The 12,818-nt window shown below is 62.5% G+C and carries 12 protein-coding genes and 1 pseudogene; 7 read left to right on the top strand and 6 right to left on the bottom strand.

Annotated elements, in window-relative coordinates; translation table 11 throughout:
- Positions 1 to 314: 314 nt before the first annotated feature.
- Complete coding sequence (locus tag AC07FD_RS10480; RefSeq protein WP_477399763.1) at positions 315 to 740, top strand: globin family protein; 426 nt, start codon at positions 315 to 317, stop codon at positions 738 to 740.
- Between the two features lie 251 nt (positions 741 to 991).
- Here AC07FD_RS10480 and AC07FD_RS10475 read toward each other — a convergent pair whose 3' ends face one another.
- Together AC07FD_RS10475 and AC07FD_RS10470 are read right to left on the bottom strand one after the other, a co-directional pair.
- A complete protein-coding gene (locus AC07FD_RS10475) occupies positions 992 to 2,860 on the bottom strand; it encodes a CHASE2 domain-containing protein (RefSeq protein WP_478349779.1) in 1,869 nt (622 codons plus the stop codon).
- A 6-nt stretch (positions 2,861 to 2,866) separates the two neighbouring features.
- Positions 2,867 to 3,397: a FecR domain-containing protein gene (locus AC07FD_RS10470; RefSeq protein ID WP_478349778.1), complete on the bottom strand. Its 531-nt coding sequence runs from the start codon at positions 3,395 to 3,397 to the stop codon at positions 2,867 to 2,869.
- Between the two features lie 558 nt (positions 3,398 to 3,955).
- Here AC07FD_RS10470 and AC07FD_RS10465 point away from each other — a divergent pair.
- Both AC07FD_RS10465 and AC07FD_RS10460 read left to right on the top strand, forming a co-directional pair.
- The gene (locus AC07FD_RS10465) at positions 3,956 to 4,615 is read left to right on the top strand and encodes a L,D-transpeptidase (protein ID WP_478349777.1); all 660 of its coding nucleotides are present in this window, start codon (positions 3,956 to 3,958) and stop codon (positions 4,613 to 4,615) included.
- 10 nt (positions 4,616 to 4,625) lie between these two features.
- Complete coding sequence (locus tag AC07FD_RS10460) at positions 4,626 to 5,138, top strand: OmpA family protein (RefSeq protein WP_478349776.1); 513 nt, start codon at positions 4,626 to 4,628, stop codon at positions 5,136 to 5,138.
- A 290-nt stretch (positions 5,139 to 5,428) separates the two neighbouring features.
- On the opposite strand, the pseudogene AC07FD_RS10455 reads toward AC07FD_RS10460, so the two are convergent.
- From AC07FD_RS10455 to AC07FD_RS10445, 3 genes and pseudogenes are all read right to left on the bottom strand, one after another.
- Positions 5,429 to 5,680: pseudogene (locus AC07FD_RS10455) on the bottom strand (bestrophin-like domain); the annotation flags it as partial.
- Complete coding sequence (locus AC07FD_RS10450; RefSeq protein WP_478349775.1) at positions 5,644 to 6,540, bottom strand: RNA-directed DNA polymerase; 897 nt, start codon at positions 6,538 to 6,540, stop codon at positions 5,644 to 5,646. The gene AC07FD_RS10450 and the pseudogene AC07FD_RS10455, both read right to left, overlap by 37 nt.
- Positions 6,541 to 6,622: 82 nt before the next feature.
- Positions 6,623 to 6,811, bottom strand: coding sequence for a hypothetical protein (locus AC07FD_RS10445; RefSeq protein WP_478349774.1), 189 nt, complete (start codon positions 6,809 to 6,811; stop codon positions 6,623 to 6,625).
- 175 nt (positions 6,812 to 6,986) lie between these two features.
- Here AC07FD_RS10445 and minC point away from each other — a divergent pair, with 175 nt between their 5' ends.
- The 4 genes from minC (at position 6,987) to AC07FD_RS10425 (ending at position 10,978) form a co-directional block, all read left to right on the top strand.
- On the top strand, positions 6,987 to 7,817 hold the full coding sequence (gene minC / locus AC07FD_RS10440; RefSeq protein ID WP_478349773.1) for a septum site-determining protein MinC: 831 nt from the start codon (positions 6,987 to 6,989) through the stop codon (positions 7,815 to 7,817).
- Positions 7,818 to 7,873: 56 nt separating this feature from the next.
- Positions 7,874 to 8,689 carry a septum site-determining protein MinD gene (gene minD / locus AC07FD_RS10435; RefSeq protein WP_478349772.1) on the top strand — a complete coding sequence of 272 codons (816 nt, stop codon included), beginning with the start codon at positions 7,874 to 7,876 and terminating at the stop codon, positions 8,687 to 8,689.
- Positions 8,686 to 8,958, top strand: a complete 273-nt coding sequence (minE, locus tag AC07FD_RS10430) for a cell division topological specificity factor MinE (protein WP_024501686.1) — start codon at positions 8,686 to 8,688, stop codon at positions 8,956 to 8,958. Before minD ends, minE begins: the two co-directional genes overlap by 4 nt.
- Before the next feature lie 553 nt (positions 8,959 to 9,511).
- A complete protein-coding gene (locus AC07FD_RS10425) occupies positions 9,512 to 10,978 on the top strand; it encodes a coiled-coil domain-containing protein (RefSeq protein ID WP_478349771.1) in 1,467 nt (488 codons plus the stop codon).
- 2 nt (positions 10,979 to 10,980) lie between these two features.
- Here AC07FD_RS10425 and AC07FD_RS10420 read toward each other — a convergent pair whose 3' ends face one another.
- The gene (locus AC07FD_RS10420) at positions 10,981 to 12,813 is read right to left on the bottom strand and encodes an ABC transporter ATP-binding protein (RefSeq protein ID WP_478349770.1); all 1,833 of its coding nucleotides are present in this window, start codon (positions 12,811 to 12,813) and stop codon (positions 10,981 to 10,983) included.
- Positions 12,814 to 12,818: the final 5 nt, after the last annotated feature.

Raw genomic sequence — 12,818 nt, 5'->3', positions numbered from 1 at the left:
CCTATCAGTCGCCTCGCCATAACCGGGGACAACCTGTTGAGGCTCCACACTTAGCGCACCGCCACACCACCAAGGCGGCGCTGGCCGGCGCGCTGCGCACCTGTCAGGCATCTGCAACCCCAAGCTGGACTGCCGGAGTGCGGGGCAAAGTGCCGCCGGGCGGGCGTCGGGAAGGAGTTTGAAAACAATCGAACGCAACCTGAAGCCAAATTGAGACATAACTGAAACACATCGACGCGACAGGCGACATGCATGCGAAACGCCCCGGGCGCATGGTCGAGGCTCACCCAGACCAGAACCAGAGGAGCGCGCCGATGACACCCGACCAGATTCGACTTGTCCAGGATAGTTTTCGTGAGGTCGTCCCTATCCGTGCCGCTGCCGCCGCCTTGTTCTATGAACGCCTGTTCGCGATCGACGGGAATCTTCGGGCGCTGTTTCCGGTGAGAGACATGACCAAGCAAGGCGCGAAGCTGATGGCGAGCCTGGGCTTCGTCGTGCATGGACTGGATCGTGCCGACACCATTCTGCCCACCGTGCGCGAACTCGCCAAGCGTCACGTCACCTACGGTGTTGAAGAGCACCATTACCCGATCGTCGGGCAAGCGCTGATCGAGACGCTGGCTGGCGGCCTCGGCCCCGCTTTTACACCGGCGGTGCGGGAGGCCTGGGAGGCAGCCTACGGCTTGCTCGCGAGTGTCATGATCGCGGCTGCCCGTGAGGTCCAACTCGCGGCGTGAGGGCTGGCGCGCACGATGTGACGACGCCCCGAATTGTCATGCCGCGCGCGGCGTCGGAATGACAATTTTCGCCACGCCGCCGGTCCCCTGCAGGCAAGAAAGACGAGACGACCGGCAAGCGGCGGAACCTCGGCACGTTTGATACGCGTGAGGCGGCGGTGAAACATGAGCGCGAGATGCAGTATTTCAAGCGGCATTGAGGGGCCCCGCTGTTCGCAGGGCAGGCAAGCCGCAGGCTTGGCGGCGACGCTCTACTGCTGCGTCCCTGCACTGCCCCAAAGCCAGATTGCGAGCGAGCCGGATCGCCCACGGATCTGTGTTTCCACAGGCCCTTTCAGGGTACCGGATTTGAACAACGCGCAGTAGCGGCCGGCGGCATCGAGCATTTTGTCACTCACCGCGACTTCGGCATCCTGGTCGGCTGCGATCTCCATCAAGCGACTGGCAACGTTGACCGTGTCACCTATGGCCGCGATGTGCTGACGGCCTTCGCCGCCGAGCCGAGAGGCTACGATCGTTCCGTGGTGGGCTCCAATCTTGAAGCCGAGCCGGGATGCGGTCGATGCAGGCAACGACGCCAGCCAATCGTTGGTGCGGCTGGAGAGCCCCACGCAACAGCGGGCGGCATTGAAGGCGTCATTTGCCGCCGGTTCCGGGAGGCCGAACAGGATCATGGCTCCGTCACCCATGAAGCTCGTGACGACGCCACCGCAACGCGTCACTTCTTCGCCGACCAACGCGTGAAAACTGTTCAGGAGTTCGCGCGTGGCGATCGGTCCCAATGTTTCACTCAGTCCAGTGAAGCCTGACAAGTCGATGAACAGGATGGCGGCGTCTGTCCGGACGGGCTCCGAGAGGAAGTCGCCATGCTTGGCCAGCCACTCCCCCATGCCTGGGGCTTCAACGCGTTGAAGCAATTGGCTCTGCGTTGCGAAAAATTGCGCCCGGCTCCTGCCCAGCCAAAGCTGCGCGGCGCCGAACAGGATGGCCGGCGGAATGGCGGCGGTCATCGGCAGCGCGGCGCTCAGCCAGATGTGGTGCAGGAAAGCGGTCATGTTGACCACCAACCAGACCAGGACGACGCCGGCGACCGCGGCGAGGCCGCCGGCGTTTCGCCGCCATGCCAACAGACCGACAAGGACCATTGGCAGCACAACCGCAAAGCCGGCATCGGCAAGCCGGACATACTGGTCTCGCACAACTGCATCGCCGGCCATCAGATGGGCAATCGCCGTTGACATGACTTCGACGCCCGGGAGTATGGGATCGAACGGTGTCGGGTAAACATCGCCGGTGCCGGTTGCAGTGGCTCCGATCACCACAATTCGATCCAGGATGGTGCGGGGATCGAGTTGGCCCTCCAGCACGGTCGCCGCGCTGATCGTGCGGATCGTGCCGCGGGGGCCATAGAATGTCAGAGGCAGGATGTGACCAATGTCCGTCCGGATAAAGCGTCCGCCCAGCGATAGATGATCGGCTGCGATTTCTGGATCCCCTCCTGCTGCCATGGCGGCAACACGCAAGGGGAAAGACGTTTCCAGCCGATCTCCGGCCCGAAACAGCAACGGCACGAAGCGGGGCGTTCCCGTCTTGTCGGTGGCCACGTTCACGACGCCGACAGCTGCGGCGTCCGAGAATGCTTTCAGCGGCCACAGAAACCGCTCGGCATTCGGCACGCCGGCGATGGGTCCGTCGCCCTTGGCCACCGTCCATTGTTCGCCTCCGGGATAGACCGCCGCGGCAGCGATGACGCTCGCACTCCCGCTCAGTGAACGCGCGAGCGCCTCATCGTTGTCTTTTTCCCCGGGATCGACCAGCAGCAGGTCGAGCGCAATGGCTTTCGGTCCGAGGCGCGCGATCGTATCGACAAGCCGGGCAAGCGTGGCGCGGCTGAGGGGATAGGCACCCTCGCGCCGCACCGCTTCGTCGTCTATCGCGACGATGGTGATCAGCTCCGGCGGCTTTGCCGTTCCTCGAACGAGCGTTCGAAGATCGGTCATCGTTGCTTCGACGCGATCGAGAAACCACAAATTGCCGCGCCAGTGCGCGAAGCCCAGGCCGGCGCCCCAAAGACCCGCCAGGATGAGCGCGATCAGCGTCGGAAGCGCTCGCCGGCTCACCGCGGCTCACTGGCCGAAACGGGCCAGCAAGGCGGAAACGCGCTTGGCGGGCCAGCGCTTGACGGTCAGCGGTCCTGTTCCGGCCGTGACGTCGACGCCATCGCCCGGCGCCAGCACCACGCCGGCTCTCGACGCGGGCCGGTTCACGGCGACGCGGCCCCTGAGGACGAAGACAGACGTCTTGCCCCCGCCGACGTCGACTGCCCATTTGGTGCCGCGCGCCGCGGCGATCGCCTGCGGGGTGACAACCGCGAAGCCACCCGGGATCGAGCCGGCTGGAGCATCGAGCAGCAGCGCCTTGCGCCGCAACCTGACCGTATCGACCTTGCCGTTTCGATCGCGGTCCGCCAGCGTGAACCGAGCCCCACCTTCGACAATGATGGTCAGGCCCTCCTGACATCTGAGAATCTGTCGGGACGTGCCGCCCATCGGCTCGAACGCACACCCAGCGCCCTGCGCCAGGGCGGCATCCACCCAGAAGACACCGGCAAACAGGCCAGCCACCAGGCTACGGAAAAATCGGTCCCTTGCGCTCATCGATGTCCCCCTTTGCTCTTGCAAAAACCTCCGGCAACAAAATCTTGCGCCGCCAGCCTGGCGGCGTACGTGCGAACCGGCACTTGCAGCCGCGTTGCCCGAGGCAGCAGGGTGCCGACCGGCGATCCTAGCACGACAAACCTGCTCCGACACCAAGCAAGGCCCCGGCCGCGATGCGAATGTCGATCAGGCGGCGACGTTTGCCGCCAACGACACGGTCGAGGTGCTGGAGGGACCGGCAATGACGGAGCGCCCCACGCAAGAAGGGCGAAAAACCCGGCAAGCGGGAGGGGCCTTTCGACACTCGTGAGGCGGTCGAGAAGCACGAGCGTAAGGTGCAGGCGTGTATTGACGTTCGTCGCGGCGAGCGGCGAGTCAAATTTCACTGACCATTATTTTGTTGAAGTCGGTGCCGATCGGAGAGCGTCTACAGTCTTGGGTTCGGACCAAAAGTGGATAGACCGTTGACGGCGGACTGAAGCAACGCAGCATTTTCCACTTTGAGGCGGAATAATTCTCAACTATGGTCCGCCAGGCTTAAGGCAGGGGGGATTGCCGATGGTTTTATCACGCAGGGGTGTCGTGCTCGGCGGCCTGGCGCTGGTCGGGGTCAGTGCAACCGGCAATATTGTTCAAGCCGCGACGGCAAAATCCTTTTTCGCCGGCACCGCCATTGACAACAATTTTGTCTATCGCAAGACCAACTTCGCCAAGATCGACAAGAGATGGCATCGCCAGATCGTCAAGTATTTCAGCAGCGAGCCGGTCGGCACCGTCGTGGTCGATACCCGCCACCACTTCCTCTACCTCATCATGGAAAACAAAACCGCCATCCGCTACGGCGTCGGCGTCGGCAAGGACGGCTTCAAATGGTACGGCCGCGCGACGATCGACCGCCGCGCGCTGTGGCCGCAATGGGTCCCGCCCCCCGAAATGCGTAAGCGCAGGCCGGAGCTACCGCCCATGATCGCAGGTGGCGCGTCCAACAATCCGCTCGGGCCGCGCGCGCTCTATCTGTACCGCGACGGCGCTGACATCGGCTACCGCCTGCATGGCACGCTGGAGCCATGGAGCATCGGCACCGACGCTTCCAGCGGCTGCATCCGCATGTTCCCGGAAGACATCATCGACCTCTACCGGCGGTGCCCGATCGGCACCGCGGTGGAGGTCCTGCCGCACATCGCCGACCAGGCGCCCGCTTCCACCACCGTCGAATGATTGGCGCCTCATGAGCCGCATGATTGAAAACACGCGCCGGCTGCTCGCCGCCAGCCTGCTGGTGCTGGCCGCATCCTGCTCGACCAGCAACACGCTGACCCCTCCCACGCCCGACGTCACCAACGCCGAGGTTGCCGGCTTCCAGAACGTGCAGCCGGGCAGCGAGGAGGATTTTATCCTCAATGTCGGCCGCCGCATCTATTTCACACAAGGTTCGGCCGCGCTCGATTCTGTCGCCAAGGCCACCCTCGACACCCAGATCGCCTGGTTGGCAAAGAATCCGCGCTGGCTGCTCAAGCTGCAGGGTTTCGCCGACGATCCCGGCGCAAGCGAAACAGCGCTGTCGCAGCAGCGCGCCGATGCGGTGATGGACTACCTCGCAGCCGGCGGCATAGACCGCAACCGCATGTGGGCCAAGGGCTACGGCAAGGACAGGCTCGTCCGCGACTGCCCCAACTCCGCCTGCAGGTCGCAGAACCGCCGCGTTGTGTCTAATTTGCGCGATGAGAGGGACGAGTCGTAGGGGCTGCTGTTTTGCTTGTCACCAAATCAGAGTCTCACAACCCGACGACGGCAAGGCTGCTTTGCGCCTCATGTCGGCCGAAGAGATTGGCTTAGCTGCTGCCTGAAAGCAGACGTGGCCAGCGACAGGGCCGGACGTCTTGATTGCACCAATTGCCGACATTGGCATTCAGCTTCCTCAGTGCCGCGAGGCGATCTCGTCGCGGATTGTCGAAATGATCCCGAAAACAGTCATGGTCACCGGCGCCACTCCGAAGTGGGAATTTCCCCGTCTCTGCACTCCTGCTTGTATCATCCGCCGCCGCCCGCTTTGGCTTCCGGCATAACTTGCAGCAACGGCTGCGGCGACACTGCGATCTCTCCCGTGAAGGGCCGGTCGTGGGCGAGAATCAAGAGAACGGATGCCGCCACGCCGGTCGCAAAACTTCCAAGAGCGATCGCCGATGCCATTCGGTTATCACTGTGAACGGCCGCGATCGCGAGAAGAGCACAGAAGGCTTGCAGGATCAGGCAGGCCCACTTCGTGGGGTTGACTTGTGCGGAGCTGACGAGAACCCGTTGGCGCCGCGCCTCGAAGGCGTCTTCAAGCCACCTCGTACTTTCTCGGCCTTTTCAAGGCTATCTACACCGACAAACCAATCATCCTGGAGTCGATCAATGCATTCCTTTGGTATCTTGGAGCACTTACTATGAAAATCCGTATCTATCCTCGAAGATATAAGCTCCGCGACTATTCTGGAACTTTCCGGACCGATTGGAATTCCTATTGTTTGATTACGATTGCATGATCTGACTAACAAGTCGATGCGATCGGCAAGAGACCCTTTATAGCTGTTAAGGTTCCGCTTTACGTTATCTTTTCCGTGTGCCGCCCAAGCAATTGAATGAGTATATATTGTCGGGTAGAACCGCGATATATCCGTTTTGACGACCCAATCCGAAGTGGCCTCCAGGTATGCCTTCTTCGCTCTATGAATTGGGAAGTTTATGCCTTTAATAGATCGTTCATACTGGCTTGAGACGCGTATCTCGTCCTCAGAGAATGTTTGTCGGCAAAGCCATTTCTGAACGGTCTTCCAGTTCCGTGATAACTCATGAACCAAAAGCGCCTGAGGGATCGGATGCGTGATGTGGATATTTCGTCTCTCATAGCCCTTTTTAGGCTTAGAGATAATCTCCGCTTCCGCGTCACGAAGTATGTATGTGTAGGCGTTGCGCCGTATCTTTTTGTCCGTCGTTTTTCCAAGAGATTTGGTGTTCGTCGCAAAGACAGAGCCATCTTTCCATTCAGCCAAGATGGCTGCGGAATGGGTACCGAAGCCGCTCGTCATGAAAACTGCGGGAAGTTCCTTAGGAAAATACCCTTTGGCGAGCAGCGCAATCCGAATTTGATCTTGTCCCAATGATTGCGCACTTTCCAGTTAAGTGAAGTCGGAGACTTCTCATTATCCGCTGGTGGTGGCAACGTCCATCGGAGGCCACTTCTCAAGTTATCCACTGACGCTCTTCGAGCCGATCCGCCGTGTTCGTCGCGTTGACATCCTCCATCTCGACGGTCGCAATCTTGCTCCTTTGCCCCTGCTGCAGCGCAAGCAGATGCTGTGGCAACTGTTTTGAGCCTAATTTAGCGTCGGCAAGATCTAATACAGCGAGCATTTCGAGGGCTATGTGCAAGCGAACATCCGCACCATCGAGAAGATGGGCGACTGCACCTGTGGCTTTGCAGACTTTCAAGATTCCCGGCGGTTGTCAGGAACCACCTTTCCGGCGCTCTTCTTGCCCCCTCGCGTTAACCATTCGTTAACCATTCACTCGCTAGCGTTTACCTATCAGTAAGGATTCGCCGCCAGTGACTTTTGCCGCTCCCTTCGAGGCCAAATCCATTCGCTTTCGCGCCCGCTCCTTCGTCGCTTTCACGCTGACGCCGGAGGCACCTTTGGCGGCCTGGCTGGAGGCGCTGGATCACTGGATCGGCAACTCGCCGGGCTATTTTGCCGGCCGGCCGGTGCTGCTCGATCTGAACACGCTGAAGCCCGGGGCGAGCGAGATCGCGGCGCTGGTGGCGGAGCTCGCCACGCGCGGCATTCGCATCTATGCCATCGAGCTCGAAGGAGGCTCGCTCGGCGCCGAATTGCCGCCGGTGCTGGTCGGCGCCAAGGAGGCGACGACCGATGGCCTGCTGCCCGGTCGCAAGGCGAGGGCGGACGAGAAGGCCGAGGGCAAGGCGCCAGAGGTTCGTGCTGACGCGGGACGCGCAGGTGCTGGACGCGCGGATGTGGGGCGCGCGCAGGCTGACAAGGTTGGCGCAAGCAAAGCGGTCGAGAGCGAGCCGCAGGTTGGGTACGAAGCTTCGGGCACGCTGATGATCAAGTCGCCGATCCGCTCCGGCCAGGCGATCGTGCATCCGCATGGCGATGTCATCGTGCTCGGCTCGGTCGCTTCCGGCTCGGAGATCATCGCGGCGGGCTCGATCCATGTCTACGGCACGCTGCGCGGGCGCGCTTCGGCGGGTGCGCTCGGCAACAAAGGCGCGCGCATCTTCTGCCGCCGCAACGAGGCCGAGCTTCTGGCGGTCGACGGCTGGTACGTCACCGCCGAGGAGATGGAAGGGGTTTCGCGCGGCAAGCCGATCCAGGCATTTCTCGACGGGGACGGGCTGCGCGTCGCGCCGCTCAGCTGAGCGGCCGATATGGGCCGCGCGACGGACAATAACACAACAACAACGGAGGCATTTTCATGGGCAAGGTAGTGGTGGTCACCTCGGGCAAGGGGGGCGTCGGCAAGACGACCTCGACGGCAGCCCTGGGTGCCGCGGTCGCCAAGACCGGCAAGAAGGTGGCCTTGGTCGACTTCGACGTCGGCCTGCGCAACCTCGACCTGATCATGGGCGCCGAACGCCGCGTGGTGTTCGACCTCGTCAACGTCATCCAGGGTTCGGCGAAACTGTCGCAGGCGCTGATCCGCGACAAGCGGGTGGAGACGCTGTTCCTGCTGCCGGCCTCGCAGACGCGCGACAAGGATGCGCTGACCGAGGACGGCGTCGGCGAAGTCATCGACAAGCTGCGCTCGGTGTTCGACTATGTGTTCTGCGACAGCCCGGCCGGCATCGAGCGCGGCGCGCAGCTCGCCATGCGCTTTGCCGACGAGGCGGTCATCGTCACCAATCCGGAAGTGAGCTCGGTGCGCGATTCCGATCGCATCATCGGCCTGCTCGATGCTCGCACCTTGAGGGCGGAGCAGGGCGAGCAGATCGCCAAGCATGTGCTGGTCACGCGCTATGACGCGGCGCGCGCCGCGCGCGGCGAAATGCTGTCCATCGACGACGTGCTGGAAATCCTGTCGACGCCGCTGCTCGGCATCATCCCCGAGAGCCAGGATGTGCTGAGGGCCTCCAACCTCGGTTCGCCGGTGACGCTGTCGGAGCCGCTCAACGCGGCAGCCAAGGCTTATATCGACGCGGCCATGCGGCTCGAGGGCGAGGACTTGCCCGTCGTCGTGCCGTTCGAACGCAAGGGTTTCCTCGATCGTCTTTTGGGAAGGAGGGCGGCATGAACCTGCTCGACATCTTCAAGCGGCGCTCCAGTGCGCCGGTGGCGCGCGAGCGGCTGCAGGTGCTGCTCGCCTATGAGCGCCGCAACCGCAGCCAGCCCGACCTTGTCTCCATCCTGCGCGAGGAGATCATGGCCGTGATCGCCAAGCATGTGCAGATCGACCAGGACTATCTGCAGGTCTCGATGGACCGCGGCGAGACCATGTCGACGCTGGAAATCGATATCCAGATCCCCAACAAGAGCGCCGTGCCGCTGGCGATGGCGGGCTGATTTTACCCTCCCCTTGTGGGGAGGATCGATCCGCAAAGCGGATCGGGGCGGGGGATCGGCGCCAGGCACCCCCACCCGGACCTGCGGTCCGACCTCCCCACAAGGGGGAGGTTGGGAGATCGCGAAGCGGTCGGAGAGGGGGCCTGCCACGCCGGCAAGCTTCCTCTGAATTCATTTGGGGGTCGAGCCTGTCTCCCACTTCCGCAGGGCGAGAAGCCCACATTTTGTGGAGGGTCGGCGCCAACACACCTACGTTTGGTACCTCCACTTTTGGGGTAGCGTGGTCAGTCTCGCCTGCGGCAATCATCTTGCCGTATGGTAAGCCGGAATGAGACAAGTTTTCTCCGAGACACCTCTGGAGCTCACGCGCTGCGGCGCGGGCTTTCCCACGAAAAATGGCGCCTGGCGGCGACGTCAGGCCACTGGACGCAAGCGCGAAATCCCCTAGTTTCAGCTTTCTGCAGGCGGGGCTTCCCATACGGAAGTCGCGGATGTAAGGATACATTAGCATTTTGTTAAGTACTGGGTTGGGTATGGGTAGGGGAGTTCGGGCATGAACTTCAAGGGCTTGATCAAGCGTGCTGAAGACGTAGATACCGCGCTACAGGAACTGCAAATCGATCTGGCGGATGCGCTGGACGCAAGTCTCAACGCCGAGGACGAGGCGCCGCCAAAGAGCGACGAGGTCCCGGATTCCACGGCGGCACCTGACGACCCGCCACCCGAGGCCAATGCGGCAAATGCGGATGGTGCGGAGAATGCAGACGGTGCGGGCAATCCGGACAGTCCCGATACCGGGCCGCGGCTGACGTCCCACGCCCAGACCCGACTGGCTGCGTTGAGCGCCTTCGAAGGGCTGTTCCATGACGCCAGGGACTATATGGAGGAGATCACCGGCAAGCTGTCGGAGATCGCGACCTCACACCATTTGACGCGCGAATACCTCAACATCCTCCATGGCGACATTCTTCGCGCCAACGAGCTGGAGCTGGCAAATGCCGGCCTGATCGCCGAACAACGAACCCTGTCGGAAAAGCTGCACGATGCGGGCAGAAAGCTGCGCGAGCGTGAAAGCACCTGCGAAGTGCTGCAACAGCGCGAGACAAGCCTGGTGCAGGACAGGGACGCACTTCGCGCGGCGCTTGCCGCGACAAGGCTGGAACTCGCGGAGGCAGTCAATGCGAGCGCAAAGCGCGACGCGGACTTCGGCGACATCGCCAAGCGGCTGACCGCCAGGACGGTCGAGGCCAACAGGCGCTTGCGCGAGAGCAAGATGCTGCGGGACAAGCATGTCAGCCTGTCGATGGAGCTTGACAAGGCGCTGAAGCGGGAATCCCAGGCGCGCCACAGGCTCGACGAGCTCTCGGCGATCCATGCCAGCGAAGCAGCGCGGTTTGCTGAACTGCTCGCCGCGCTCGCCAAGAGCGAGAAAGAGGAGATGCGGCTCCAGAAGTCGCTCGAGGCCGCACAGGCGAAGCTTTCGGGAATGAGCGAAGCGGCAAGCATGGTGGAAGGCGACAGAGAAGCCGAACTGGCTCGCAGCCAGACGCAAATGCGCGGGTTGCGTTCCGAGATCCAGGAGCTGCAATCGCGGCTGGAGTGGGCCTCGAACGAGAACAGCGATGCCACCGGCGAGATCGCCAGGCTCAAGACTGAATTGAACGACACCCTGGCCGAAAAGAAAATCGCCGATGAAAGATTGTCCGCGCTCAGCGATGAGAACGAAAGCGACAAGGCGAGCCTTTCGAAAGTGAACGCCAATTTTTCACAGCTTTTGCTGCAACAGGCGTCGGAACAGATACAGCTCGATGTCCAGAGGCAGGAATGCGAGGACCTCAGGGCCGAAATCGTGTCGCTCAACGCCCGGATCAAGGAATTGCTGCCCTACGAGCGGCTCCACAAGGCGACCAGCGGCAGACCGCGTGAGGGCACCGTGGTCGAGATCACCGGCGTGGTGGCGGAGAAAGCACGTGCAACGGGCAGGCGGCGCGCCCGCAGGAACCTGCGCGCGACGCCGTAGCGTCACTTCGCAGGCTCGCCGCGACGTCGCTTCGCTCCCGCTCCGCCTGGGGCGGCGAGCGGCTCGTGCTGGTAAAGCTCGTCCATGGTGAGCGATGCCAGGGCGCCGAAAGGTGCCTGCTTTTTCACCCGGCCGCCGCTCAGGATCACCACGTCGTCGCAGAACGAAATGGTGCTGTGATGGTGGCTGATGACGATGGTCGTGCGGCGGCCGGCTCTCGACTTCAGCGTCTCGACGATGGCTGCCTCCGACAGACCGTCGACGGCGTTGGTGGCTTCGTCCAGGATCAGGAGATCGGGATCGCGCACCAGGGCCCTGGCCAGCGCGATCCGCTGCCGCTGTCCCGCCGAGAGGTTGATACCCCTGTAGCCGACGACCGTGTCGTAACCGAGAGGAAGCCGTTCGATGAATTCATGCGCTTCGGCCATTCTTGCGGCACGCTCGGCGTCGTCGGCCGTGGCTGCGTCCTGCCCGTAGGTGATGTTTTCAAAAATGGTGCCATCGACCAGCTCCAGCTCCTGGCTGGCCAGTGCGATGTGGCGTCGCCACTGGCTGGCGTCGATCCCATCGAGCGGTGATCCATCGACGACAATCCTGCCGGTGTCCGGTTCCACGAAGCGGCACAGAAGATTGACGATCGTCGTCTTGCCGGCGCCCGAGCGGCCGATCAATGCCGTCGAGCGGCCGCCGCGGATCTCGAAAGTCGCCGAATGCAGCACCACCTCACGCCGGTCCGTGCCGGAATAGGTGAACGTCACGTCATCGAATTTGATGCCTTGGCGCAAGCCGTGGAACGGGCCGTCGCCTTGCGGCGGTTGAGGCTTGCCGGACGGATCCAGCATCCACGCCACCTCTTCGAGCGATCCGCTCAGGCCTTGCAACTGGCTCCACGACCCTTGCAGGGCCCGCATATGCGGCTGCAGCCTGTAGAGCAGTATGACAAATGCGATGATCAGCGGGAAACTCACCTGCGCCAGCCAGGCGCCGATCACCACCGCCAGGAACAGCACGGCGTGGAGAACCTCCGTCAGCGGCGGCAACGCTCCCTGGCGCACAAGCAGGACAAACGCGGCGCGGCGGACCGCATCGGACGCCGTATCGAATGTCGCCTTCTCCCGGCTCTCCTGTCCGAAGATGCGGATCAGGCGTCCGGCATGCACCAGATGGAGCATCTGCGATGCAAGGTGGCTGTTGCGTGAGGCGACGCTGCGGCTCGGCCCTTTCAGATTGGCCGAGAGGATGGCGTGCGCGATCTGGACGACGGCCAGTCCCAGCGTGACCAACAGCGTCATGCGCCACGAAAGCAGCAGCAGAAAAGCCAGCAGGATGATGGCGGCCGATGCGCTGACGATGGCCGACAGCATGATCTGGATCGCATCCGATGCCCGCCAGGATTCGTTGGAGATGATGTTGAGCAGCCGTCCCGGACTCTGCCGCAGGAAGAATGGGTAGCCGACCCGCAACAACCGCTCCGACAAGGCGCTGCGGATCGAATGACTTGCCTTGCCATAGATGAAGGTCGTCAGCAGCGTGTTGGCGAAGGCGAAAATGTTCTTCAGGACGATCGAGCCGAGGATGGCGACCGAAATGACCATAAGCCGGTCGCGCTCGCTCAGGCCCGATCCGACATGCTGGAGGACGGCGGAAAAGCCGCCCATTCCCGCTGCATCCCCGTGTCCCATGATAATGCCCAGCAACGGGATGATCAGGCCGATGCCGAATCCTTCGAGGACGGCGCTGACGAGGCCGAGAACCACCACGGCCGGAAGCAGGCGCAGTTGCTTCTTTCCGAACGTCCGGAATAGCATCGGCAGGCTTGGCGGTAGCAATGGCATTATGG

This window comes from Mesorhizobium waitakense (assembly GCF_056431085.1).
The sequence above is the reverse complement of the archived record's forward strand: the minus strand, read 5'-3'. Positions and strand labels throughout refer to the sequence as shown.

What these genes read in the sequence shown, in the direction of transcription:
- AC07FD_RS10480 (WP_477399763.1), top strand. Translation starts at nt 315, where the DNA reads ATGACACCCGACCAGATTCGACTTGTCCAGGATAGTTTTCGTGAGGTC.
- AC07FD_RS10470 (WP_478349778.1), bottom strand. Translation starts at nt 3,397, where the DNA reads ATGAGCGCAAGGGACCGATTTTTCCGTAGCCTGGTGGCTGGCCTGTTT.
- AC07FD_RS10465 (WP_478349777.1), top strand. Translation starts at nt 3,956, where the DNA reads ATGGTTTTATCACGCAGGGGTGTCGTGCTCGGCGGCCTGGCGCTGGTC.
- AC07FD_RS10460 (WP_478349776.1), top strand. Translation starts at nt 4,626, where the DNA reads ATGAGCCGCATGATTGAAAACACGCGCCGGCTGCTCGCCGCCAGCCTG.
- minD (WP_478349772.1), top strand. Translation starts at nt 7,874, where the DNA reads ATGGGCAAGGTAGTGGTGGTCACCTCGGGCAAGGGGGGCGTCGGCAAG.
- minE (WP_024501686.1), top strand. Translation starts at nt 8,686, where the DNA reads ATGAACCTGCTCGACATCTTCAAGCGGCGCTCCAGTGCGCCGGTGGCG.
- AC07FD_RS10425 (WP_478349771.1), top strand. Translation starts at nt 9,512, where the DNA reads ATGAACTTCAAGGGCTTGATCAAGCGTGCTGAAGACGTAGATACCGCG.
- AC07FD_RS10420 (WP_478349770.1), bottom strand. Translation starts at nt 12,813, where the DNA reads ATGCCATTGCTACCGCCAAGCCTGCCGATGCTATTCCGGACGTTCGGA.